Below are 23,396 nucleotides of genomic sequence, written 5' to 3'. Positions count from 1 at the left end.
CCGCCAGCCAAAAGCGGCGGTCGCTTTGGATTGTTGCGACTGTCTGCTACACAGCGCGGCCCGATGGGCGGATGCGATTGATCAGGAAGGCAGATGGGGTTTGGTCGACCACTGAAGGACGAGGAGCGCTATGCGCGGCGCATGGCGCGGATCGCCCGCTGGGACAGGCCCGTCGGCGGCGCATGGGACCGCATGCGCGCGTGGACCAACATGTTGCTGGTGGACCACGGCGTGTTCCGCGTCGTTTACCTCAACCTGTTCCGGGTGACGCCCGGGTTCTGGCGCGCCGCCCAGCCGACGCCGACCCAGATTGGCCGGCTGGCGAAGCAGGGCCTGCGCACCATCGTCAATCTGCGTGGCGGCCGCGAATACGGCTCATGGCCGCTGGAGCGCGAGGCCTGCGAGCGCCACGGCGTGACGCTGACGGAGTTCGTGGTGCGCTCGCGGGAGGCGCCGGATCGCGAAACCATCCACGCGGCGAAGCGGTTTTTCGAGACGCTGGAATATCCGGCGCTGGTGCATTGCAAGTCCGGCGCCGACCGGGCCGGCATGATGTCGGCGCTGTACCTGATCCTGCACGAGAAGTTGCCGGTGCGGGAAGCCATGCGACAGCTGTCCTGGCGCTATGGCCACTTCCGTTTCGCCCGCACTGGCGTGCTCGACGCTTTCTTCGACGCCTATCTGCGTGAGGGCGAGGCGAAGGGCGTCGACTTCCTGACCTGGGTGGACACCATCTATGACCCGGAAGCGGTCAAGCGCGACTTCAGGCCGGGGCTGCTCTCGGATCTGGTGGTCGACCGCATCATCCGCCGCGAGTGAACTGATTTTTACAGCGGGGAGTCCGCTTACGGGAAGCGGATTTCGCCTGTCTTTCCGGCTGGCGGCTGTTTCGGCGGCCGGCGCCGGGCCAACGGGACGCGTTTCGCTGGAAACGCCGGCGCCTCAGGCGACGCCGGGCGATGTGGCGACGGGGCTGTCGTCCACCAGCTGCATGCGGCTGAGGCGGGCGTAGACGCCGCCGGCTTCGACCAGGACGGCGTGGGTTCCTGTCTCGATGATCTGGCCCTGATCCATCACCACGATCTGGTCCGCTTCCCGCACGGTGGCGAGGCGGTGGGCGATGACGAGGGTGGTGCGTCCACGCATCAGCCGGGCCAAAGCGGTCTGGACGATCTGCTCGCTTTCGGCGTCGAGAGCGCTGGTGGCCTCATCCAGCAGCAGGACCGGCGCGTCCTTGAGAATGGCGCGGGCCAGCGATATGCGCTGGCGCTCGCCGCCGGAGAGGCGCGAGCCGCCATGGCCGACGCGGGTGGCGTAGCCTTCCGGCAGGCGGCTGATGAAGCCGTGCGCCGCCGCTGCTTCCGCCGCCGCCTGGATTTCGGCGTCGGTGGCGTCGGGGCGGCCGAAGGCGATATTGGCGTGCACGGTGTCGTCGAACAGCACCACGTCCTGGCTGACCACGGCGATCTGGCGGCGCAATGATTGCAGCGTCACGGCGCGCACGTCGGCGCCGTCGATGCGCACCGCCCCGTCCGTCACGTCGTACAGGCGCGGAACCAGCGCCATCAGCGTCGATTTGCCGGAGCCGGAGCGGCCAACCAGCGCCGTCACCGCGCCGGCCGGAACGTTGAGGGTGACGTCGCGCAGCGCCGTCGCCCCGCTATGGTAGTGGAAGCTGACCCGGTCGAAGGCGATGGCGCCGGCGCTCACCTGCAGGTCCGCGGCGCCGGGCTGGTCGACAATGGTCGGGCTCCGGTCCATGATGGCGTAATAACGCTTCAGCGCCGCCATGGCCTCCTGGACGATGGCGTTGAGATTGCCGATGGAACGCATCGGCTGGGCGGCAAGCAGCAGCGCCGTGACGAAGCCGGTGAATTCGCCAACGGTGCTCTCGCCGCGCGAAATGCGCAGGCCGATGAGCACCAGCACGCCAGCCACGGCGACGCCGCCGCCGACTTCCAGGAGCGGATCGAGGCGGCCGCGCGCGTTGGCGGCCTTCATCTTCAGCTTGCGCACCTCGTCGAACGCCCGCCAGGCGCGTTGCTTGAGATAGCCTTCGAGGCTGAAGGTCTTGGCGACGCGGGCGCCGGAGAGGCTTTCGGACACCAGACCAGCCATGGCGCCGATCTGCTCCTGGGTGGAGTTGGCGACCCGGCGGAGTTTCTTGCCGATGCGGCCGATGGGGATGGCGGCGAAAGGCACGACCAGGGCGGCGGCGATGGTCAGCACCGGGTCGATCCACAGCATGGCGCAGATGAGCGCGATGATCTGGGCAAGATCGCGCAGGAACACGGTGGAGATCCGCGTCAGCGCCTCCTTGATGAAGGCGAAGTCGGTGGTGAAGCGCTGGGTGAGGGCGGCGGGACTTTCCTCGCCAAGCTGCGCCAGGTCGGCGTCGATCAGATGGCCATACAGGTCGGTCTGCATGTCCGCTTCGATCTGGGTCACCACCTTGTTGGTGAGCACGCTCTGCGCCAGCAGCGAGAAGCCGCGCACCGAGGTGACGGCGATGACGAACAGCGGCGCATAGAGAATGGCCTGCGTGTCCTTGTTGGTGAAGGCGTCGAAGGCGTGCTTGATCAGCACCGGATAGAGGCCGGTGGCGCCGGCGACCAGGCCGATGCACAGCAGCACCACGGCGAGCATGCGCCAGTGCGCCCGCATCTGGCTTTGCCAGAGGCGGCGGATGGTGGCGATGGTGTCGCCGCTCAGGTCAAGGGCGGCGCTGCGCTTCGGCTTGCTCATGCGGCGGTGGCTATCACGCGGGGGGACCGCCGGCAATTCGGCGCCGGGGCAACACGACGGGGCGGAATATTGCGAAACGGCCGGCCACCCAGGCGGCGATGGACCGCGCGGCGCGAAAAAAATGGCCTCCCGGAAGGGATTCGAACCCCTGACCTACGGTTTAGGAAACCGTTGCTCTATCCTGCTGAGCTACCGGGAGTCCCGCATGGCCGCGGCAGGCGCGGGCATGTAAGATACGCGGATCATATAGCGCGGACGCGGGCCGCCGTCACGTACGCTCGCGGGTTTTTCCAGAATGCGGTGAACCTGGTGACCGGAGGGGAGATGGCGAGGCATGGCGCGCCTGGCTGGCGGACCCTGGTAATGGCCATGTCCATGGGGCTCTGCGGCGTGACCGGACAGGTGATGGCCGGCGCTCCGGCCGGTGACGGCGCCCCTGTGTGCTGGTCCGCGCCCGATGATGTGCGGCTGGCGGTCATGGGCGTCACCGGGCAGGGGGCATTGTTGCTGGCAGGCGGCGCGGTGGCGCGCCTCGCGTGGCTTGACACGCCGGAGCCTTGGCTGCCCGCGCGCAAGGCGGCGCTTGAACAGCTGCTTGGCGGCGCCGGAGCCCCCCCGTCGGAGATCCGGGCGCGCAATGGCGGCGCGCATGACCGCTGGGGTGGATTTGGCGTGGTCGCCGACGTCGCCGTGGCCAGGGGAGACGCGAAGGAGCCATGCGTCAACGTCCAGGCCTGGTTGCTGGGGCAGGGGCTGGCGCGGCTGCGACCGGAATCCGCCAATGAGCCCGCGCCCGCCGGACTTCAGGCCTGGCGGAAGGCGGAGGCGGCCGCGCGGGCGGCCCGGCTTGCCTTGTGGGCCGATCCGGCCTATGCGCCGCTCCCGGCCGATTTACCGCAGGCCATCCTGCGGCGGGAGGGACGTTTCGTGATCGTTGAGGGCGCGGTGACGAGTATTAACGAGCGACCGGGCCTGACCTGGCTGAATTTCGGCTCACGATGGTCTGAAGACATGACAGTCTCGGCGCCGGCGCGAATCTGGCGTATGGTTAAGAGGAGCGGGCTGACGGTTGCCCGGCTGCAGGGGCGCGTGGTCCGCGTCAGGGGTATTGTCGAGAGCAGGGGCGGTCCGATGATCGAGCTTGCTTCGCCCGCCGAGCTTGAAATCGCAGAAACGGGAAGTCGCCCTTGACGAGACGAGCGCTGTGTTTCCCCGGCATCACGCGACGCGTCGTGAGCGTTCCGGCGGTCGCGCTGCTCCTTGCCGGGTGCGTGTCGGCGGACCCGGACGCCATCGCCAGCCTGAAGGTTCCGGAAAGCGCCCCCCGGGTCACGGGGGTGGAGCGCGCCGTGGAGCGTGAGCAGCAGCGGCTGGCGGCCTCGCTGGGCGGGCGCTATCGCTGGGCGCCGATGGACGGCCTGCTGAACCGGGTGGTGGAGCGCATCGCCAGGGTCACGGGCCGGCCGGCCAACGCCTACAGCGTCGAGATTCTGAATTCGCCCACCATCAATGCTTTCGCCCTGCCCAACGGCAAGGTTTACGTAACCCGTGGTCTGCTTGAACTTGCGCGGGACGAGGGTGAGGTGGCGGCGGTTATCGCCCATGAAATCGCCCATGTGACGCTTGAGCACGCCCGGGCGCGCGCCGAACTGGCGCAGCGTTCGGCGCTGGTGACGCGCGTGGTGGCCGATGTGCTCAACGATCCCAACGCCAGCCGGGTGGCGAAAAGCGAGGGGCGGGTGACGCTGGCGCGCTTCTCGCGCGCCCAGGAGCTGGAGGCGGACAGGATCGGCGTCAACGTCATCGCCCGCGCCGGCTATGATCCCTACAGCGCGGCGCGTTTCCTGGTGGCGCTGGATCGCCACGCGAAGCTGCGCAGCGGCAATGGCGGCAAGAGCGCGGACTTTCTCTCGTCGCATCCCTCCACGCCGGAGCGGGTGGCGGCGGCGATCTCGGTGGCGCGTGAAACTGGCGCCAGCGAAACCACCGCCGGCGCGGCGGAGGACTACGCCGGGGCGATCAACGGCATGCTCTATGGCGACGATCCGTCAGCGGGCGTGGTGCGCGGGCGGGTGTTCGCCAGTCCCCGCCTTGCGGTGACCTTCACGGCGCCGGAGGGCTATGCGCTGGAGGCGTCGCCGGAGGCGGTTATTGGCCTTGCCCACGGCGGCTCCGCCGGCGCGTTGCGCTTCGACCATATCGCTGACGTCAGCGACAGCCTGGAGGCGTTCATCGCGTCGGGATGGATCGATGGCCTGGAAGCGCGGAACATTCACGCGCTTGACGGCGGCGCCGCGCCGATGGTTGTCGCCGAAGCCCAGGGGAGAGACTGGATGTTCCTGCTGGGCGCCGTTCGCATCGACAACATCACCTATCGCCTGCTGTACGCCACGCGCGCTCCAGGCGCCCAGGAGCGCGCCAGGTTTGAGGAAAGCCTGCGCAGCATCCGGAAGCTGACGGCGGAAGAAGCGCGCGCCGTGGCGCCGCTGCGCATCCGCATCGTGACCGCCAGGCCTGAGGACACCCAGCAAAGCCTGGCCGCCCGCATGCAGGGCGTCGACAATCCGCTGGCGCGCTTCGCCGCCATCAATGGATTGCGCGAGGGGGAAGCGCCCGTTCCCGGCTATTCCTACAAGATCGTCGACTGACGCCCTGCCGGTGGGCAATCGTCTTGACGGACAACGGACAGGCCGGACGCCAGGGCGTGGACGTCGGGCCGCTTCCGGCCCGGCAGGGCGGTGGGGGCCCGTGGCCGGGCGGGCGTCAGGGCGTTGTGTCCGGGATATGGATGAAGGGCGTCAGCCTCCTGTGTGAGCCGACGTCCCGCTGCCTTGCGGGCCGTCCGCGCCCGCTCGCAATCGCGCGCCCAAAAAGCAAACGCCTCCGGCTCATTGGAACCGGAGGCGTCAACAGGGCTTTTTTGGCAACGGCGTCGCCCGCCATCGCCGGAATGTCCCGCGGTTTGGGGCAGCTTTGATCGGCAGCCTGGATCAGGCGGCCTCTTCCTGAACCTCGTCGTCCTCGGAGGACGCAGCCGCCGCATCGGTCTTGCCGGCGCCGCGGGGGCTCTTGGCGAGGGCTTCCTCAACCAGCTTGCGCCCTTCAGTGTCGGTAATGCGGTTGACGGCGGCGAGCTCCGAAATCACCCGCTCCAGGGCAGCCTCGTAAAGCTGGCGCTCGCTGTAGGACTGCTCCGGCTGGGCGTCGGAGCGGTGCAGGTCGCGCACGACTTCGGCGATGCTGACGAGATCGCCGGAGTTAATCTTCGCTTCGTATTCCTGCGCCCGGCGCGACCACATGGTGCGCTTGACGCGGGCGCGGCCGGTCAGGGTCACGAGCGCCTTCGACACCACCTCGCCGTCCGCCAGCTTGCGCATGCCGACGCTCGCTGCCTTTGAGGTCGGAACACGGAGGGTCATCTTGTCCTTGTCAAAGCTGATCACAAACAGCTCCAGCTTGAAACCGGCGACCTCCTGCTCCTCGATGGCAAGGATGTGGCCAACCCCGTGAGAGGGGTAGACAATGGCCTCTCCAGTCTTGAAACCAAGCTTGTTAGCTGTTTTCTTTGCAGTCATGATTCGGAAAGCCTCCTGATCACGGTCCATTGGGACGTGGTCGTCGACGGTCAGGGCGGACAATCGCCATTGTCACGCGGGTGCAACACAAACGCTGCGCCTGCGCGCTACAAGGTGCTCGCAAAACATCTCCGCCTGCGACGCCAAACGGGTTGAAGCCACAAACAGAAACTCATTTGCCTGATGCCTGGATGGGCAATTGCGCCATGACTTATGGGGCAACGGCCATTCAGCACATTGCATATCACAAATTTGCAAAGAATCAAAGCATTTGCCTGACGGCATGCGCGCCGGGCGCATGTCTGCGTGCGGCCGCGAGGCCAGCCCTGCCGTTGGGACATGCGCGGCGTAGCGTGATTTGCCGGCCCTGACTGCCGTTACGTCCCGAAGGCGCTTTCACGCAGCCGGACCCCGTCCGCTCGGGGGCCGCGCTTCCGCCAGCGCGGGCCGGCGAACCGCTCCCCGGGGTAATCGTGAGGCGTTTGGGCGCAGGGGAGGCGGGATCAGTCGCCTTCGCCCGGCTCCTGCGACAGCAGGGGCAGCTTGCCCGGCTTGCCGTCCCACTCCTTCGCGTCTGGCGGCGCGTCACGCTTGCGGGTGATGTTGGGCCAGGAGACGGACAGGTCGGCATTCAGTTTCAGCCAGTCCTCAAGCCCCGGCTCGGTGTCGGGTTTGATGGCCTCGGCAGGGCATTCGGGTTCACAGACGCCGCAGTCAATACATTCGTCGGGATTGATGACGAGGAAATTTTCACCCTCGTAGAAGCAGTCAACGGGGCAGACCTCGACGCAGTCCGTATACTTGCACTTGATGCAGTTCTCAGTGACGACGTATGTCATCGCGACCTCGTATGAGCCCTGGCGGACGACGCCAGAGGCATTCCTGGAGCGTTTTCCACGCGGGGCTGCGAACCCCTGCCAGCGGATAACGCATCAATGGCGGAATGCCGGTCCGCCATGACCGGAGCTCCGCCTGACCGCCGCGCCTGAAGGCCGGCATGCTCGCAAAGCGCGCCGGACCTGGCGGGACGCGCTTGCGGCGCAAACATCCCGCGCGCGGCGCATCCCTCGTGGCCCGGACGATGCTGAAATAATCCGCGACGACGCCATACTCAACCGGGAATGTTGATTAAGTTATTTCACATTTCCAGCGTGGTTGAATCAGCATTGTCCTCATCCACGCCGCGTCCCGGGCTATTGTCCTCCGGTCCAGCCGTCCCGGTCAGGTCCAGCCAGCATTGCGCCGCTTCCGGCGCCGGGCCGCGCCGATGTGGCAGGCCAAGAATCCGCGCCACGCGCACGCCCTGCGGCAGGTTCAGCGTCAGGACGTCGCCGATCTTTACGCCCTTGCCCGGCGCGTCAACGCGGGCCCCGTTAAGCCGGACCCTGCCGCCGGCGACCAGGGCGACCGCCAGCGACCGGGTGCGCGCCATGCGGGCAAACCAGAGCCATTTGTCGATGCGTTGCCGCTCCTGGGTTTCTGTCATCCGGTCAGACGTTCCTGCGCCTGGCGTCACTAGGGAGAATCCCGCGCGCCGCTGGCGACGCGGCGCCTGGACGAGACGGTTTCCGGCCTCCGCGGGTTCCAAAACCGTTCCGTGGACGCCCTAGCGCTTCAGGCCGGACTTTAGCCCGCGACGGGGACAGGCTGTTTGATGCAACGCAACCCCGGCGGCGAAGGGGGGCGTTTGCAGCAGCACCGCCAGATCCTGTCACCGGGATCTGGCTGCCTGGAACCGGCGCTGACGCGCGCCCTGCCCGCGAAATGGCGACGTTTCGCGGGGATGCGCCCGGGGATCAGGATTTCTTGTCGCTGGACTGCATCCGCTCCTTCAGCGCCAACAGCTTGGCGAAGGGCGAATCCGGGTCAGGCTGCTTTTCCGCCCGCTGCGGCTTGCGATCGCCGCGCTGGTCGCCCCGGGCCTCGTGACGGTTGTCCTGACGCCCCTGGCCCTCATGTCGGGGACGCGGGCGCGTACCTTCCTGACCTGGCGTAAAGCCGCCGCGAAAGCCGCCCTTGCGCCTGTCGTCGCCACGGCGTCCGCCTTCACCAGCGTCCGCCTGGCCTTGGCCGCCCTGACGCTGGCCGCCACGATGACCGCCGCCGCGCTCGCCGTCCTGCTGATTGCCCGGGCCGCCACGTCCGCGTCCGCCGCGTCCGGCGTTGTCACGGCCGCCGCGACCGTGGCGATGGTGCTGGTGACGTTGCGGCCGCCAGATTTCGAGCAGGACCGGCCCGACCTCTTCCGCTGTGGCGGCGTCTTCCACCGCTGCTTCCGCGCCGGCTGTTTCACCAGCGGGCCCGGCCGCCAGCGGTTCGACGGAGGCGTCCGGGGCTGGCGTGGAGGCTTCAGCCGCCGAATCGTCTGCTTCCGGCGCCGGCGTTGCCGTCGCTTCGGCGGCGGCTTCGGTTACCGCTGGGGCTTCCGCCGCCGGAGGCGCGACTTCTTCCGGAGCGGCGCCGGCGTCAACCGGCCCGGCGCTTTCATCGGTCCCGGCCTGGTTCGCTTCGGCTTCGTCCTTCCCGTCCTCGCCCGGCGCGGCTTCCGCCGGCGCGGTCGCGGCGCGGGGGACCAGCGGCACGGTGATGGCCGGGCCTTCGCGCTGCTCCGGGGCGTAGTTCAGGGAGCGCAGGATCGAGGCGAAATCCTCGCCGGCGCATCCCACCAGCGAGGTCATGGCCACGGTGACGACGAAGCCGTCGCCATCGGCCGCGCCAGCCGGCGGCTCGCCCGGCGTTACGCCGGGGCGATAGGTCACGGCCGGGCGGATCAGGTCAGCCAGGCGTTCCAGGATGTCGACGCGCACGGCGCGGGCGCCGCAGACGCGGAAGCCGGCGGCCCGGTAAAGGTCGCGGCCGATTTCGGGATCGAGCACGATCGACGTGCGGCCGGAGGCGGCCAGATGCGGCAGTTCGTCCAGGCCCTTCGTCTCGGCGCCGCCATGCTTGAGCGCCCAGAGCTGCACGGCGAGCGCGCGCGGCGCCGGCTTCAGCAAGGCCGGAAGGTAGATGTGGTAGGCGCCGAAGCGCAGGCCATATTTGCGCAATTGGGCGCGACCATTCTGGTCGAGGCTCTTGACGTCCTGCGCGACTTTCGACCGTTCCAGCACGCCCAGCGCTTCCACCACCTGGAAGGCGACGCCGCGGGCAAGACCCTCGATGTCGGCGGCCTCTTCCAGCGCGGTCAGCGCGCCAAGCAGTTTGGCGATGTGCGACTTCACCCAGAGATCGACGCGCGCCTGGGCTTTCTCGCGCGCTTCGCCCGCCAGCATGTCATCGGCCAGCAGGATGGCGCGCGGCTCGAGCAGTTTGTCGCCGGGGGCCAGCTTCGCGACGATGTCGCCCAGCCAGCGCAGGGAGCCGTCGTTGGACAGCACAAACGCCTCGTCCACCGCCATCGACACCCGCTCGGCCCGGGCTTCAAGCTCGGGGCCAAGCGATTTTTGCGCGGCGGCGCGCAAGGCGCGGGCTTCCGATCCATCCGCCTGCGGGTCAGGCACGAAATGAAGGCCGCGGAGATTGCCCACGTGCTGCCCTTCGACGCTGACTTCGCCCGTGGGCGTGACTACTGCTTCCATATGCGCGTTCTCTCTGAGGCGCCGCATGAGCACGCTTGTGCGCCGGTCCACGAAACGGCTGGCGAGCCGCTCGTGCAATGCATCCGAAAGTTTGTCCTCTACCTGACGGGCGCGCTCCTGCCAATGCTCAGGATCGGCCAGCCAGTCGGGGCGGTTGGCGACATAAGTCCAGGTTCGGACCTGGGCGATGCGCGCCGACAGGGCGTCAATGTCCCCGTCGGTGCGGTCAACAGCGGCTATTTGCCGGGCGAACCAGGTTTCATCAAGGCTGCCGTGGCGCATCAGAGCACGAAATATCGTGCTGACAAGGTCTGCATGGGCGTGTGGCGAGACTTTTCTGTAATCGGGCGTCTGGCAGACGTCCCACAGACGGGCGATATGCTGGGGGTGACGCACCAGGCCGGTCACCCCGACGTCGCCGGCCAGCGCCTCCAGCGCCGCCATGTCATCAGCGGTCTGGGCCCGCGTCAGGCCTCCTTCTTTCGGCGTGGCGGCCAGCGAGGCCAGCAGGCCCCGGATCGAGCGGAAATTCAGGTCGGGATTGCGCCATTGCAGCACGCGCACCGGATCGAAATGGTGCTCCTCTATGGCTTCGGCCAGCTCAGGCTCGAACGCGGGGCAACGTCCGGTCGTGCCAAAGGTTCCATCGCGCATGTAGCGCCCGGCGCGGCCGGCGATTTGGCCGAACTCGGACGGATTGAGACGGCGGAAGCCGAAACCGTCGAACTTGCGGTCGCTGGCGAAGGCGACGTGATGCAGGTCGAGGTTGAGGCCCATGCCGATGGCGTCGGTGGCGACCAGATAATCAACCTCGCCCGACTGGAACATCTCCACCTGGGCGTTGCGGGTGCGCGGCGACAGGGCGCCCAGCACCACAGCCGCGCCGCCTTTCTGGCGGCGGATCAGTTCGGCGACCGCGTACACTTCCTCTACCGAGAAGGCGACGATGGCGGAGCGCGGCGGCAGGCGGGTAATTTTTTTGCCGCCAGCGAACATCAGCGTCGACAGGCGGGGACGGGTGACGATCTCCGCGCCCGGCAGCAGCTTCTGGATCAGCGGCTTCATGGTCAGGGAGCCGATGATCAGCGTCTCATCGCGGCCGCGCATGTTGAGCAGCCGGTCGGTGAAGACGTGACCGCGGCCGAAATCCGCCGCCAGCTGGATTTCGTCGATGGCGCAGAAGGCGACAGAGATGTCGCGCGGCATCGCCTCGATGGTGCAGATCCAGTAGCGCGGGCGCGGCGGCTTGATCTTCTCCTCGCCGGTGATCAGGGCGACATGGGCGGCGCCAACCTTCTCGACCACGCGCTGGTAGACCTCGCGCGCCAGCAACCGCAGCGGCAGGCCGATCATGCCCTCGCCATGGGCCACGAGACGCTCGATGGCCAAATGGGTTTTGCCGGTGTTGGTGGGCCCGAGAATGGCGGTGACGCCGCGGGCGCGTTCGCCAGGAGCGAGGGAGCCGCGGGCGGAAAAGGTGTGTTTGCTCATCACATGGCCGGAGCGCCGGCGCCTTTACGGAAAGCGGAAGGCCGCTTCCCGGAAAGGCATTGGACCGGTTGGCCGGAGCGGACAGCGATTCTCCGGCATGGTCGGCGCCTTCTGGGTTGAGGGGGGCGCTTCCAGGTGGAAGCCAGGTTCTCGCCAGGTTCCCCTGGCAAGTCCCCTGGTCCGGTCGACTGGCCAGGTTATGGTCAGGTCATCCGGATGGTCCCTATATGGGCGCGCCGCAGCGGTTTGTCGCCACCCCACGCGCTTCAGGGGCGCCCGGACGCCCTGGCGCGTCCGTTGAGCTCCGGTAACGCTTGCCCGGCCACGTCTGCCCGGCAACCCGCCTCAGCCTTGGCGGGCGGCGATGGCGTCGGCCACGGCGACGACGCGCTTGCCCATTTCCGCGTGCAGGATCTCGACCATCTTGCCGTCCACCGACAGCACGCCCTTGCCGGCGTTCTCCGGCAGCTGGAAGGCGGCGATGATCTTGCGGGCCCACGCCACCTCGGCGGCTGGCGGCGCGAAAATCTCGTTGGCCGGCTCCACCTGGGTCGGGTGAATCAGGGTCTTGCCGTCAAAACCGAAATCGCGGCCCTGTTCGCACTCGGCGCGGAAGCCATCCATGTCGGAAATGTTGTTGTAGACGCCGTCGAGAATGTCGAGACCCTCGGCGCGGGCGGCGGTGAGGGCCAGCGACAGCCATGGCAACATGGGCGCGCGGCCAGGTACGAAGCGGGCGCGGGTTTCCTTGGCCAGGTCGTTGGTGCCCATGACGAAGCAGGCGAGGCGGGTGGACCTGTCGCGGGCCGCGGCGGAGATGCGGGCGATGTCGAGCATGGCGGCCGGGGTTTCGACCATGGCCCAGACGCGAATGTTGTCCGGCGCGCCGGCCAGCAGCTTGCCAACCTCCTGCAGGGTTTCCGGATTGGACACCTTGGGAATCAGGATGCCGTCGGGACGCGCTGCGGCGGCGGCGAGGATGTCATCGCGACCCCAGGGGGTGTCGAGGCCATTGGCGCGGATGATGACCTCGCGGGGGCCATAACCGCCGGCCTTCACGGCGCCGCACACCTGGTCACGGGCGCTGGCCTTGGCGTCAGGCGCCACCGCGTCTTCCAGGTCAAGAATCAGCGCGTCGGCCGGCAGGGTTTTCGCCTTCTCCAGCGCGCGGGCGTTCGAGCCCGGCATGTAAAGAACGCTGCGGCGGGGGCGAATGGCGGTCATCAGAAACTCCTGGCGTGTGTGGTCGCCGTCCTGTCTGGAACGGCGCGTGTTTCTGGAGGTGTTTGTGCCGGATTTCCGCAATTTCGCAAGCCTGGCGCCGGAGCCATTCAGCCAGGATGCCTCAGGGCTTCGCCATGGCGGCGACCCATGGCGTCAAGCCGCGCACGGCCGCAAACGTTCGGGGTCGCAGACGCGTGCGGACGCCGACGTCTGCTATTGCGCCGGCAAATTCCACATTTTTCAATGGTGCATAAAATGATTGCGTACAAGGCTTTACGGGCGCAAACGGTGTTGCAATCCGTCTGCGGGGCGCCGGTCGCGCGTGTTGCCAGGACGCGTCCTTTGCGGCGCGTCAGGGTCGCCGGCTGCGTGTCCCGGGACATCGTCACCACCCATGACATGGAGCGCCCATGGCCAGAGAAGCTGTCACCCCCGCATTTCCCAGCCGTTTGACGGAGGGGTACAAGGCATTCCTGAACGGGCGCTTTCCCAGCGAACGCAAGCGCTTCGAGGTTCTGGCCGAGCGCGGGCAGAGTCCCGAGACGCTGATTATCGGCTGCTGCGACAGCCGCGTGTCGCCGGAGGTGATTTTCGACGCCAGCCCTGGCGAACTGTTCGTGGTCCGCAACGTGTCCAATCTGGTGCCGCCGTTTGAAACCGGCGGTGATTTCCACGGCACGTCCGCGGCGCTCGAGTTCGCCGTGCAGGCCCTGAAGGTGAAGCACATCGTCGTGCTCGGCCACCAGATGTGCGGCGGCATCAAGGCGTTCGCCAATCATGCCGATCCCCTGTCGCCGGGTGATTTCATTGGCAAATGGATGGCGCAGATCCAGCCGGCGGCCGACGCGCTCGGTCCGCAGGCCCGCAACGCGGCCGATTACATCACCCGGCTGGAGTTCGCGGCCATCGAGCTGTCGCTCCGCAATCTCATGACCTTCCCCTGCGTCCGCATTCTGGCGGAGCGTAACCAGATCGCGCTGCACGGCGCCTATTTCGGCGTGGTCGACGGCGTGCTGCGGGTGCGCAACCCGGAAACCGGTGCATTCGAACCGGCGGTGGACGGTCTGGAGGCGTTGGGCCGGCTGGCGCCGCGCTGCGACTGAACCGCGGCGGCGCGCGTTGAAAACGGCGACGCCGCCCGAAAGGGCGGCGTCTTCAGTTTAGGACACCTTGTGTAATCAGGCCGCCTGCTTCTTCGGGGTCAGCAGCTTGCGGTTGATGAGCGCTTCCGCGATCTGCACGGCGTTGAGGGCCGCGCCCTTGCGCAGGTTGTCCGAAACCACCCACATGGCGAGGCCATTGTCGACGGTGGGATCCTCACGGATGCGCGAGATATAGGTGGCGTCCTCACCGGCCGCCTCGTGCGGGGTGATGTAGCCGCCGGGTTCGCGCTTGTCGATGACGATGCAGCCCGGCGCATTGCGCAGGATGTCACGCGCCTCGTCAGCGGTGATCGGGTTCTCGAACTCGATGTTCACCGATTCCGAATGGGAGATGAACACCGGCACGCGCACGGCGGTGGCGGTCAGCCTGATCTTCGGATCGAGGATCTTCTTGGTCTCAGCCACCATCTTCCACTCTTCCTTGGTGAAGCCGTCTTCCATGAAGACGTCGATCTGCGGAATGAGGTTGAAGGCGATGCGCTTCGGGAACTTGGTGGTCTTCAGTTCGCCGGCGGTGAAGATCGAGCGGGTCTGGTTGAACAGCTCGTCCATGGCGTCCTTGCCGGCGCCGGACACCGACTGGTAGGTCGAGACGACGACGCGCCGGATGGTCGCCCTGTCGTGCAGCGGCTTCAGCGCCACGACGAGCTGGGCGGTCGAGCAGTTCGGATTGGCGATGATGTTCTTCTTCGTGAAGCCGCGCACCGCGTCGCCGTTCACCTCCGGCACAACAAGCGGCACGTCCGGGTCCATGCGGAAAGCCGACGAATTGTCGATGACGACGACGCCCTGGGCGCCCAGCTTCGGCGACCATTCCTTCGACACGTCGCCGCCGGCGGACATCAGGCAGATATCGACGTCGGAGAAGTCGTAGGTGGCGAGATCCTTCACCTTCAGGGTGCGATCACCGTAGGAGACTTCCTGACCGAGGCTGCGGCGCGAGGCCAGCGGCACGACCTCGTCCGCCGGGAAGGCCCGGTCGGCAAGGATTTGCAGCATCTCACGCCCGACGTTGCCGGTGGCGCCGGCGATGGCGACCTTGTAACCCATGGTGATGTTCCTTTCCGCCCCAGAGCCGGCTGGAAGACAGTCCCGTTCCAGGTTGCTGGCGTTCCGTCCGCGCATATGGGGAGTCTGCGCCGGACAAACCACGTTCAGGTCATTCCCGTTCACATGATGAAATCGCGGAAACGCCTGTATTCCTGATCTGAGGCAATTCCGGCGCAGGCCCTGTCGCCGCCGGATTGCCGTCACCCTCCGCGCCGGCCACGCCGGTCGTCAACACGCCGTCCTCACCCGTCGGAGGACGCGGGAGAGGGCGCGATTCAGGGTTTCGCCGTTTTTATCCGGAGAGTGGTGGACGGAATGATGGTGGATGCGGCGGCGGTCGCCGTCCCCAGCGATGCGCCATTCGCCAGATTTCCAGAGAACCTGAGCGGAAGCATGTCAAACGTCCTGCAAGCCGCACCTGTCGCGGCTGGCTTCCACAAGCACGGGACTGGCGCTGTTGTCAATATTTGCGTGAACAACGTGGGGAAGTCGGGGGCCTGCTGGCCATGTGAAGCGGACGTTAACCTGATCCGGCGCAAAGCTGGCGCTGGCGGCAGGTATGCCTCACGTTTTTCGCGTGATGCGGCCTTCCAGCAACGCGAGGACGCGCGGCGGCGACTGGCCGCGCCCTGAGGGTTTTGCATCCATGAAACGCATTGGAACGTTGGCGCGCGCAGGATTGACCGGACACAGGCTGGCCGCCGGCAAACCGACGCGACGCGCGCCAATGCAGGACATGCCCGCCCGCAAGGGCTCATGGCGCGGCGTGGCGGCGCTCTCGGCGCTGCTGCTCGGCGGTTTCGCCGCGTTCATGGCGATGTCCGGCGGCGACGATCCGGCGCCGGCCAGTGCGCCGCCCAGCGCGCCAGCCCGCGCCAGCGCTGAAGGCCCGGTCGCCCCGGAACGGCCGGCGGTTCAGATGGTCAATGGTCAGGACGCCGTGAAGTCTGGCGAGGCCGGCGCCCAGACAGCCGGGCAACCGGACAAATCGCCGGCGGCGGGTTGGGTGGCCGCGCGTGAGGAGCAGCCGGCGTTCCGCCTTGATCCCCTGCCGCAATTGCCGGGAACGGCGGCGCTCAGGGGACTGATGGCCATGACCGGAGCGGTCGAGGGGGTGCTCCACGCCTCCGGCGGCGGCCGTGACGACGCGCTGATCATTGGCGACGCTGGCCAGGCGGGACCGTTGCTGCGCCTTTCCCTGTACCGGCCTGGCTCCGAGCCGCAGCCTGGCGGCTCGTTCTTTGTCGATGTGGCGCGGCGGGCCGGCGAGGCCGGCATGTGGGTGGAGCGATTCGCGCCCCTGCCGTCCCTGGAAACCCGGCTCGGGCCGGTCGACGTTGCCCTGGCCCGTTTTGGCGGGCATGCCGGCGCGCGCAGTTGCGTGACGTTCAGGCAGGTGCGCGCCCAGCCAGATTTGCGCCTGAGCGGCTGGATTTGCCTCGACGGCGATGCGCCCCCCGCGCCTGAGGCCGCGGCCTGCGTTATCGATGCGGTTCGCTGGCAGCGCGATCAGGATGAGCCGCAGATTGCCGCCCTGTTCGCCGCCAATGCGTCGCCGACATCGGCCTGCGCCCAGCCGGCCGCCGGCGATCTGACCAGTTCGGTTCGTCCCGCCGGAGCCACACGGCGCTGAAATTATCCCACCGGGACCGGCCAGGCCCTTGCATGACACAGGGCGTGCGACAATCATCGGCCGGGAGGCGCGGTTGTATCCGCGGGAAATCGTCTGACGCACCTGTCAGGGCGTGAACGGCCGCCTGCCGGAGCACGGTCTTCCGTCCGGCATCGACCCGGCGTCTGATCTGGCCGCGCTTTCTTCCCGCGAAATGGCGTCCGTTTCGCACGACATCGTCCCGGACCTCCGGATTGCCGTGCCCCCTCTCCCCCGCGGGCGGGTGATGCGGCGCGGAGCCGGAGCTGCTTTTGCGCGAGGATTCATGGACAGGCGCACACTCCTGCTTGCATCAGTAGCCGCGGCGACCGCGGCTGGTCTGGCCGCGCCGGCGCGGGCAAAGCCTCCGCGCCGTCAGGCGGCGAAGCACGAGCCGCCTGCGCCGGCGGCGCCTGAGGCGGTGAATGAAGCGATGCGCGGTTTCGCCAGCCTGGACTTCGGGGCCGATGGCCGCGCCTCCTGCCTGATCGTCGCCGATGCGCGCGCTGGCGCAAACGCGCCAGCCAGCGGGCCACAGGCGGATAGTCAGGGGAGCAAGGGGGGCAAGGAGCAGCCTGGCGGCCCGGAACCCAAAACGCTGTGGCGGGCGTCGCACGCGCCTGACGAGCCGCTGTTCGTCGGCAGCGCCATCAAAACCTTCATTCTGGCCGAATTTCTCCGCCAGCATGAGGCGGGCAAGGTTTCCCTCAATGCCCAGGCTCTCATTGATGATTCTGTGCGCTCGCTGTCGAGCCCGGTGTTCCTCAACCTGACCGGCCGCACGCCCCATGTCAGCGTGCTGGAGGCCATGATCACCCACAGCGACAACACCGCGACCGACGTCGCCCTGGCGGCTGCGGGGCCGGCCAACGTCCGGGCGCTGATCCAGAAAGCGGGACTGACGAAAACCCGCATACCGGATTCGACCCGGGCGCTGTTCGGCTGGCTCGCTGGCGGCGACGCCGGCGTTGACCCGGGCTGGCAGGGGCTGCAGGCGATCGCCGCCGGATCCACGCCGCCAAACAGCCGCAGCCCGATGGCGGGCGACGGCCCAAGCATGCGAAGCACGGCGAGCGACCTGGTGGCCTGGCACCGCGCCGCCATGACCGGACGCTTCTTTGAGAAGCCTGAAACCTTGCAGCAGTACCGGCGCATCATGGCCATGGCCGACGCCTTGCCGCAGGTGGTTCCGCCAGACATCCTGGCCTGGGGCAAGGGCGGCAGCATTGACTGGGGCGACTTCCATTGCTTCAGCCTCGCGGGCCAGGTGCTGACCGCAGGCGGGCCGGCGACGTTCTGTTTCACCATTAACTGGCGCGGGCCGAACGCGGACACCCCGCGCATTTTCGCAGCCTACCGGGATGCGGTGCGCAAGGCGTTGACGGAGACATGCAACGCCAGGGCGTGAGGAAGGCGATGCGCTCCAGCGCTCCTGGCGCGCGGGCGCCGTCAGGGGCGCGGCGCTGGCGGCGCCATGGGGGGCGTCGCGCTGGCGTCCGTTCTGGTCACGCCGCTCAGCCCCGGGCGATACTGGCGCAGGACAATTGCTGATTTCGGTAGCGAAGGCGCCGCCGGCGCCCTATCTGATGAAGCGGGACGGCCCCCGCGCGCCGCTGTTGCGCCGCCTGTGGCGGGCCGTACACAAAAACATCCAGGTTCATCGTCAGCCGGGTCCCCCGGGCCCGAATTCGGCGGAAAGGCAGGGAGAACGTCATGCGCGATTACACGAAGTTCTATATCGACGGAAAATGGGTTGAGCCCGCCGCCGGCGCCAAAACCCTCGACGTGATCAATCCGGCTGACGAATCCGTTGCGGGTCGCATTTCGCTGGGCACGGCGGCGGACGTGGACGCCGCGGCAAAGGCGGCGCACCGGGCGTTCCAGACGTTCTCGCGCACCAGCCGTGAAGAGCGCATCGCCCTGCTTGAGCGCATCATCGAGGAATACAAGAAGCGCTTCGACGACATGGCCGCGGCCATTACCGAAGAAATGGGCGCCCCAACCGTTCTCGCCCAGCGCGCCCAGGCCCCGATGGGCGTTGGCCACCTGCAGACGGCGCTGAACGTTCTCAAGAATTACAAGTTCGAGGAAGAGCGCGGCGGCACCATCATCGTCAAGGAGCCGATCGGCGTCTGCGGCTTCATCACGCCCTGGAACTGGCCGGTGAACCAGATCGCCTGCAAGGTCGCGCCGGCGCTCGCCACCGGTTGCACCATGGTGCTGAAGCCGTCCGAGATCGCGCCGTTCTCGGGCCAGATCTTCGCCGAGATCATGGACGCCGCTGGCGTGCCGGCCGGCGTGTTCAACCTGGTCAATGGCGACGGCCCGACCGTGGGCGCCGCCATCAGCTCGCACCCGCTGATCGACATGGTGTCGTTCACCGGTTCGACCCGCGCCGGCATCGAGGTGGCGAAGAACGCCGCGCCGACCGTCAAGCGCGTGCACCAGGAGCTGGGCGGCAAGAGCCCGAACATCATTCTCGATGACGCTGACTTCGACCGCGCCGTCTCCGGCGGCGTGCGCAGCGTCATGAACAACTCGGGCCAGTCGTGCAACGCCCCGACCCGCATGCTGGTGCCGGCGGCCCGCATGGAAGAGGCCATCAACATCGCCCGCGCGGCGGCGGAAGCCACCGTGGTCGGCAAGCCCCAGGACAAGGTCACCATCGGTCCGGTGGTGTCCGAGACCCAGTTCAAGAAGATCCAGGGGCTGATCCAGAAGGGCGTCGACGAAGGCGCGACCCTGGTCGCCGGCGGTCCCGGCCGCCCGGAAGGTCTCGACAAGGGCTATTACGTCAAGCCGACCGTATTCGCCAACGTCACCAACGAGATGACCATCGCCAAGGAAGAGATCTTCGGCCCGGTGCTGTCGATCATCGGCTACAAGGACGTGGACGAGGCGGTGCGTATCGGCAATGACACCGAGTATGGCCTCGCCGCCTATGTCTCGGGGTCGGACCCGGCCAAGATACGTGAAGTGGCGTCGCGCCTGCGCGCTGGCCAGGTCATCCTCAACGGCGCCGCGCCGGACCTGATGGCGCCGTTCGGCGGCTACAAGATGTCCGGCAACGGCCGTGAGTGGGGCGATCACGCCTTTGGCGAGTTCCTCGAGGTCAAGGCCGTTCTGGGCGCGCCCAAGCAGGCCGCCGAGTAAGGTCGGGACAGGCTGAAAGCATGAGGCCGGGCGAAAGCCCGGCCTTTTTCGTGCTGGCGCTGGCTGGCGGCGTCAGGCCGCAGGACGCGGGGGCTCCGCCGGCTTCTGGTCCGGCGATTTCTGGGCCTTGATGAATTGCGGCCGCCAGCGGCGGTGCATCCACAGCCACTGTTCGGGATGCTCCAGCACCCAGTTCGCCACCACGTCGGTCATCGCCTGCATGGCCCCGGCCACGTCGATTTCACCGCCGGCGTCGCGGGGCAGTTCCAGCGGCGGCGTCAGTTCGATGCGGAAACGGGCGCCGTCAAGGCGGATGACGCGGGCGCCGTGCACCGGGCAATCGAAGCGACGGGCGAATTTGCCCATGATCGGATTGGTGAGGCAGGGGCGGCCGAGGAACTGCGTGACCACGCCGCGGGTGAAATGCTGGTCGATCAGCATGCCAAGGTGGCCGCCGTTTTCCAGCGCCTCGACCATGGCGAAGGCGGCCCCGGGCCGCGCCGCCTCAAGGCCGCCCATGGTCTGGCTGCGAATTTCCTGCACCGCGCCGGCGATGGCCGGATCGTTGGGCGCCCGGAACACCGCTGTCACCGCAAGATCGTAACGGGCGGCGCAGATCGCCGGCAGCTCCCAGTTGGCCAGATGCGCCGAGAAGATGATGCCTGGCTTCTCGTCCTCGCGCAGGGCGATGAAGTGCTCGATGCCGGAAACCTGAATGCGGCCGTCCGGGTCGGGATTGTCGTAGTTGTAGTCGAAAATCTCCGCCAGATGCGGATATTCGCCGGCGGTGCGCCCCAGATTCTCCCACGATTTGCGGGCAATCGCCTTCAGCTCCGCGTCAGGCCTGTCCGGGAAGGCGGCCCGCAGATTGGCCATGGCGACGCGATTGACGCCCATGAGCGGCCCAATGGCGCGGGCCAGCGCGCCGCCGAGGGCGCTGGAGCGGTCCGGCCCGAGCAGGCGAAAGAAGCCAAAGATGGCGCGCACGGCGCCGAGCATGAGGATGCCGGCGACGCGGGAGCCGGTCTTGCGTATAACAGTCTGGAGGCGTGACACTTTTGATCCGGGGTGCGAATGCGCGCAGGTAAACCAGTTTGCGCGAAAAGGGGAGCCGGTTTTTGCGCGAAGACGCGGTGGCGCGGCGCCGCAGGCGGTTGCTTGCTGCAGCGCGCGGCGGAGCCTGCCAGATGCGGGAAACCGTCCCGTGACAGGTTAGGCGCGCGCCAGCGGTGATGGTAAGACCAGAGCCCGACAAGCCTGGCTGATCGGGTTCCGGTGAAGCCCGGGCGGCCTGGGCTTCACAGCGTCGCGGATGCCTTGGCGTCCGCGCGGCCAGGTTACAGGACGTTTTCCTGGAAGCCAGGTTTGATTGCAAGGAAATGTGGCCCGTGAGCAATGATTCATCCGCGCCGTTTCCCCCTCGCGCCGATCCGGCGGAAGTGGCGCATTTCGACGCCCTGGCGCGGCGGTGGTGGGACCCGGACGGTCCGATGAAGCCGCTGCACCGGTTGAACCCCGTGCGGCTCGCCTTTATCCGCGATGTGGTTTGCGAGCATTTTGGCCGCGACGCGCGGGAAACCGCGCCGTTCGCCGGTCTGACCGCCCTGGATGTCGGTTGCGGCGCCGGCATGTTGTGTGAGCCGCTGCGCCGCATGGGCGCCGCCGTCACCGGGCTGGATCCGGCGCCGGAAAACATCGCTGTCGCCCGGGCGCATGCGGAGGCCGGCGGTCTTGAGATCGCCTATCGCGGCGAACTGGTGGAAGACGTGGCGGCGGCTGGCGAGCGCTTTGACATCGTCACCGCCATGGAAGTGATCGAGCATGTGCCGGACCCGGCAGGCTTCGTCGCCGCCTGCTGCGCCGCCGTGAAGCCGGACGGGGTCCTGTTGATGGCGACGCTGAACCGCACCCGCAAGGCGTGGGCCCTGGCCATCGTAGGGGCCGAATATGTGCTGCGCTGGGTGCCGCGCGGCACCCATGACTGGAACCGCTTCGTCACGCCCGAGGAGCTTGCCGCCTTCATCGCCGGCGGCGGCATGACCGTGCAGCGCACCGAGGGCGTGGTCTACGAGCCCTGGCGCGACGTCTGGCGCCGCTCACGGGACACGGACGTCAATTACATGCTGTCGGCCAGACGGCTGGGCGGCCAGGGCGTTTTCTGATCAGCCAGAATCGGCGGATCGATCAGAAGCCGCCCAAAGTAAAGAAAGCTGGAGCATTTCCGGCCCAGGTTGACCGGAGAGCTCCAGCGCAAACGCCCTTCATCAGGGATCGGCCCGGCGCGTCAGGCGGCCCGGCGGAACGCCTGCGTCGCCATGGCGATCATGGCGACGGAGAAGACCAGGGAGGCGAGGGCGCTGGCGAGATAGACGCCGAGCACGTCGTTCCACAGCGCCAGCGCCAGCCAGCCGCCGCCGATGGCGATGACAAAACGGACGATCGACAGGATGAATGGCCGGCGGATATCGCCAAGGCCCTGGCAGGCGAAATAGGCGGCAAGCCCGGCGCCGAGGATCGGGAAAATCGGCGTCAGGCAATGCAGGTAAAGTTCGCCATAGCGGGAAACCTGCGGATCTGAGGTGAAATGCGCCATCCAGCTCCCGGCGTTCCATGAAACGATGCTGAACGCCAGGCCGATGCCGGCGGCGATGGTCATGCCGGCAAAGGCCGCATGGCGGGCGCGGACAAGATCGCGCGCGCCAACGGCGGTGGCGACCATGGCGATGACCGCCGAACCGAAGGCGAATGTAATGGGCGCCTGCAACAGGTCGAGGCGGGCGGCGGCGCCGTAGCCGGCAATCGCGGCGTTGCCGAAGCGGCCAACCATGCCGGTGACGATAAACAGGGCCATCTGGAACAGCAGCGCTGAAATCGCCGCCAGCAGGCCGACGCTCATGATGTCGCGCACATGGGGCCAGTCAAGACGGATGGCGCGCAGCCGCAGGCGGGCCAGCGCCCGGGGCGACAGCAGATAGGCGCCAATGATCAGCGATCCCACCGCATAGGCGGAGAGAAACGCGACGCCAGCCCCCGCCACGCCCATCCGGGGGAACGGCCCCCACCCCATGATGAGCGTTGGCGACAGGGCCAGATGCGCCAGCTCGCCAACGACAATCGCCGTCGCCGGCACGAGCATGTTGCCCGCGCCCCGGCAGATGTTGGCGAAAATGTTTTGCAGCCAGATCAGCACACAGCCGCTGAAGCCGACGGCGCTGTAGATGACGGCGGCCTCCAGGGCGCCGCCGCTGAGGCCCATGATGCGGTAGAGCGCCGGTCCTCCCGCCAGGGCCAGCGCTGTGAACAGGGCGGCCCCCGCCAGCGCCAGCGCCACGGATACGCCGGCCAGCCGCCGGGCGTCGTCGATAAGGCCGGCGCCAAGCGCCCTGCCCACCGCCGATGACACGCCGGCGCCCACTCCGGCGGCCGTCATGGTCTGCATGATGATGAGCAGCGGGAACACCACGGATACGCCGGCCAGCGCCTCCGGTCCCAGCCAGGAAACGAAAAAGGCGTCGGCGATAATGAAGGTGATGCGGGCGATCGCCTCGCCGACGTTGGGGGCGGCGAGCACCAGCAGGCGCCCGAACACGGGGCCTTCCAGCAGCCAGCGGGTGCGCGGCGACAGGCTGGCGTAACTGGTCGTCGCGGGCGCTGACGGGCACGGGGCCTGAAGCGCGGCGGCGTCGTTGGCGGCAGGGGCGGCGGTGACAGACATGGAGGTTTTCCCGGTGTCCTGGCGCGCCACGCGAGGATGCGGCCGCCGCCA

Annotated in this window: 18 protein-coding genes and 1 tRNA gene; 9 read left to right on the top strand and 10 right to left on the bottom strand. The window is 67.8% G+C overall.

Features of this window, described 5'->3' with window-relative positions:
• The first annotated feature begins 93 nt into the window (after positions 1 to 93).
• On the top strand, positions 94 to 819 hold the full coding sequence (locus EV666_RS05000; RefSeq protein WP_132004009.1) for a protein tyrosine phosphatase family protein: 726 nt from the start codon (positions 94 to 96) through the stop codon (positions 817 to 819).
• Between the two features lie 123 nt (positions 820 to 942).
• On the opposite strand, the gene EV666_RS04995 is transcribed toward EV666_RS05000, so the two are convergent.
• The gene (locus EV666_RS04995; protein ID WP_132004006.1) at positions 943 to 2,745 is read right to left on the bottom strand and encodes an ABC transporter ATP-binding protein; all 1,803 of its coding nucleotides are present in this window, start codon (positions 2,743 to 2,745) and stop codon (positions 943 to 945) included.
• 122 nt (positions 2,746 to 2,867) lie between these two features.
• Positions 2,868 to 2,944: transfer RNA gene (locus EV666_RS04990), tRNA-Arg, on the bottom strand.
• Between the two features lie 125 nt (positions 2,945 to 3,069).
• On the opposite strand from EV666_RS04990, the gene EV666_RS04985 reads away from it, so the two are divergent.
• Both EV666_RS04985 and EV666_RS04980 read left to right on the top strand, forming a co-directional pair.
• A complete protein-coding gene (locus EV666_RS04985) occupies positions 3,070 to 3,936 on the top strand; it encodes a hypothetical protein (RefSeq protein ID WP_132004003.1) in 867 nt (288 codons plus the stop codon).
• Positions 3,933 to 5,393 carry a M48 family metalloprotease gene (locus EV666_RS04980; RefSeq protein ID WP_245514216.1) on the top strand — a complete coding sequence of 487 codons (1,461 nt, stop codon included), beginning with the start codon at positions 3,933 to 3,935 and terminating at the stop codon, positions 5,391 to 5,393. Before EV666_RS04985 ends, EV666_RS04980 begins: the two co-directional genes overlap by 4 nt.
• 342 nt (positions 5,394 to 5,735) lie before the next feature.
• On the opposite strand, the gene EV666_RS04975 is transcribed toward EV666_RS04980, so the two are convergent.
• From EV666_RS04975 to EV666_RS04955, 5 genes are all read right to left on the bottom strand, one after another.
• Positions 5,736 to 6,323, bottom strand: coding sequence for a CarD family transcriptional regulator (locus EV666_RS04975; RefSeq protein WP_132004572.1), 588 nt, complete (start codon positions 6,321 to 6,323; stop codon positions 5,736 to 5,738).
• Between the two features lie 500 nt (positions 6,324 to 6,823).
• A complete protein-coding gene (fdxA, locus tag EV666_RS04970; protein WP_132004000.1) occupies positions 6,824 to 7,159 on the bottom strand; it encodes a ferredoxin FdxA in 336 nt (111 codons plus the stop codon).
• Positions 7,160 to 7,458: 299 nt separating this feature from the next.
• Positions 7,459 to 7,806 carry an RNA-binding S4 domain-containing protein gene (locus EV666_RS04965; RefSeq protein ID WP_132003997.1) on the bottom strand — a complete coding sequence of 116 codons (348 nt, stop codon included), beginning with the start codon at positions 7,804 to 7,806 and terminating at the stop codon, positions 7,459 to 7,461.
• Positions 7,807 to 8,116: 310 nt separating this feature from the next.
• Positions 8,117 to 11,389: a helicase-related protein gene (locus tag EV666_RS04960; RefSeq protein ID WP_132003994.1), complete on the bottom strand. Its 3,273-nt coding sequence runs from the start codon at positions 11,387 to 11,389 to the stop codon at positions 8,117 to 8,119.
• Between the two features lie 345 nt (positions 11,390 to 11,734).
• Positions 11,735 to 12,613 carry an HpcH/HpaI aldolase/citrate lyase family protein gene (locus EV666_RS04955; protein WP_132003991.1) on the bottom strand — a complete coding sequence of 293 codons (879 nt, stop codon included), beginning with the start codon at positions 12,611 to 12,613 and terminating at the stop codon, positions 11,735 to 11,737.
• On the opposite strand from EV666_RS04955, the gene EV666_RS04950 reads away from it, so the two are divergent.
• Entirely contained in the window at positions 12,603 to 12,872 is a 270-nt protein-coding gene (locus tag EV666_RS04950; protein WP_132003988.1) for a hypothetical protein, read from the top strand. The genes EV666_RS04955 and EV666_RS04950 overlap by 11 nt on opposite strands.
• Before the next feature lie 151 nt (positions 12,873 to 13,023).
• Positions 13,024 to 13,716 (top strand): carbonic anhydrase, encoded by a 693-nt coding sequence (locus tag EV666_RS04945; protein ID WP_132003985.1) that lies wholly within the window; start codon positions 13,024 to 13,026, stop codon positions 13,714 to 13,716.
• Between the two features lie 75 nt (positions 13,717 to 13,791).
• Here the strand turns inward: EV666_RS04945 and EV666_RS04940 are convergent, their stop codons facing one another.
• A complete protein-coding gene (locus EV666_RS04940) occupies positions 13,792 to 14,826 on the bottom strand; it encodes an aspartate-semialdehyde dehydrogenase (protein ID WP_132003982.1) in 1,035 nt (344 codons plus the stop codon).
• 727 nt (positions 14,827 to 15,553) lie between these two features.
• Here EV666_RS04940 and EV666_RS04935 point away from each other — a divergent pair.
• The 3 genes from EV666_RS04935 to EV666_RS04925 all read left to right on the top strand — a co-directional run bounded on the left by EV666_RS04935 (position 15,554) and on the right by EV666_RS04925 (position 19,630).
• Entirely contained in the window at positions 15,554 to 16,459 is a 906-nt protein-coding gene (locus tag EV666_RS04935; RefSeq protein ID WP_132003979.1) for a hypothetical protein, read from the top strand.
• A 304-nt stretch (positions 16,460 to 16,763) separates the two neighbouring features.
• Complete coding sequence (locus EV666_RS04930; RefSeq protein WP_165909900.1) at positions 16,764 to 17,885, top strand: serine hydrolase; 1,122 nt, start codon at positions 16,764 to 16,766, stop codon at positions 17,883 to 17,885.
• A 305-nt stretch (positions 17,886 to 18,190) separates the two neighbouring features.
• Entirely contained in the window at positions 18,191 to 19,630 is a 1,440-nt protein-coding gene (locus tag EV666_RS04925) for an aldehyde dehydrogenase family protein (RefSeq protein ID WP_132003973.1), read from the top strand.
• A 72-nt stretch (positions 19,631 to 19,702) separates the two neighbouring features.
• Here the strand turns inward: EV666_RS04925 and EV666_RS04920 are convergent, their stop codons facing one another.
• The gene (locus EV666_RS04920; RefSeq protein WP_132003970.1) at positions 19,703 to 20,686 is read right to left on the bottom strand and encodes a lipid A biosynthesis lauroyl acyltransferase; all 984 of its coding nucleotides are present in this window, start codon (positions 20,684 to 20,686) and stop codon (positions 19,703 to 19,705) included.
• Between the two features lie 332 nt (positions 20,687 to 21,018).
• Between EV666_RS04920 and ubiG the strand changes: the two genes are divergently transcribed.
• Positions 21,019 to 21,792 (top strand): bifunctional 2-polyprenyl-6-hydroxyphenol methylase/3-demethylubiquinol 3-O-methyltransferase UbiG, encoded by a 774-nt coding sequence (ubiG, locus tag EV666_RS04915; RefSeq protein WP_280990823.1) that lies wholly within the window; start codon positions 21,019 to 21,021, stop codon positions 21,790 to 21,792.
• 122 nt (positions 21,793 to 21,914) lie between these two features.
• Here the strand turns inward: ubiG and EV666_RS04910 are convergent, their stop codons facing one another.
• Positions 21,915 to 23,345, bottom strand: a complete 1,431-nt coding sequence (locus tag EV666_RS04910) for an MATE family efflux transporter (protein WP_165909899.1) — start codon at positions 23,343 to 23,345, stop codon at positions 21,915 to 21,917.
• Positions 23,346 to 23,396: the final 51 nt, after the last annotated feature.

The sequence above is a fragment of the Camelimonas lactis genome (assembly GCF_004342915.1).
Classification (GTDB): domain Bacteria; phylum Pseudomonadota; class Alphaproteobacteria; order Rhizobiales; family Beijerinckiaceae; genus Camelimonas; species Camelimonas lactis.
Note: the sequence above shows the minus strand (reverse complement) of the source record. Positions and strands in the feature narration are given on the sequence as shown.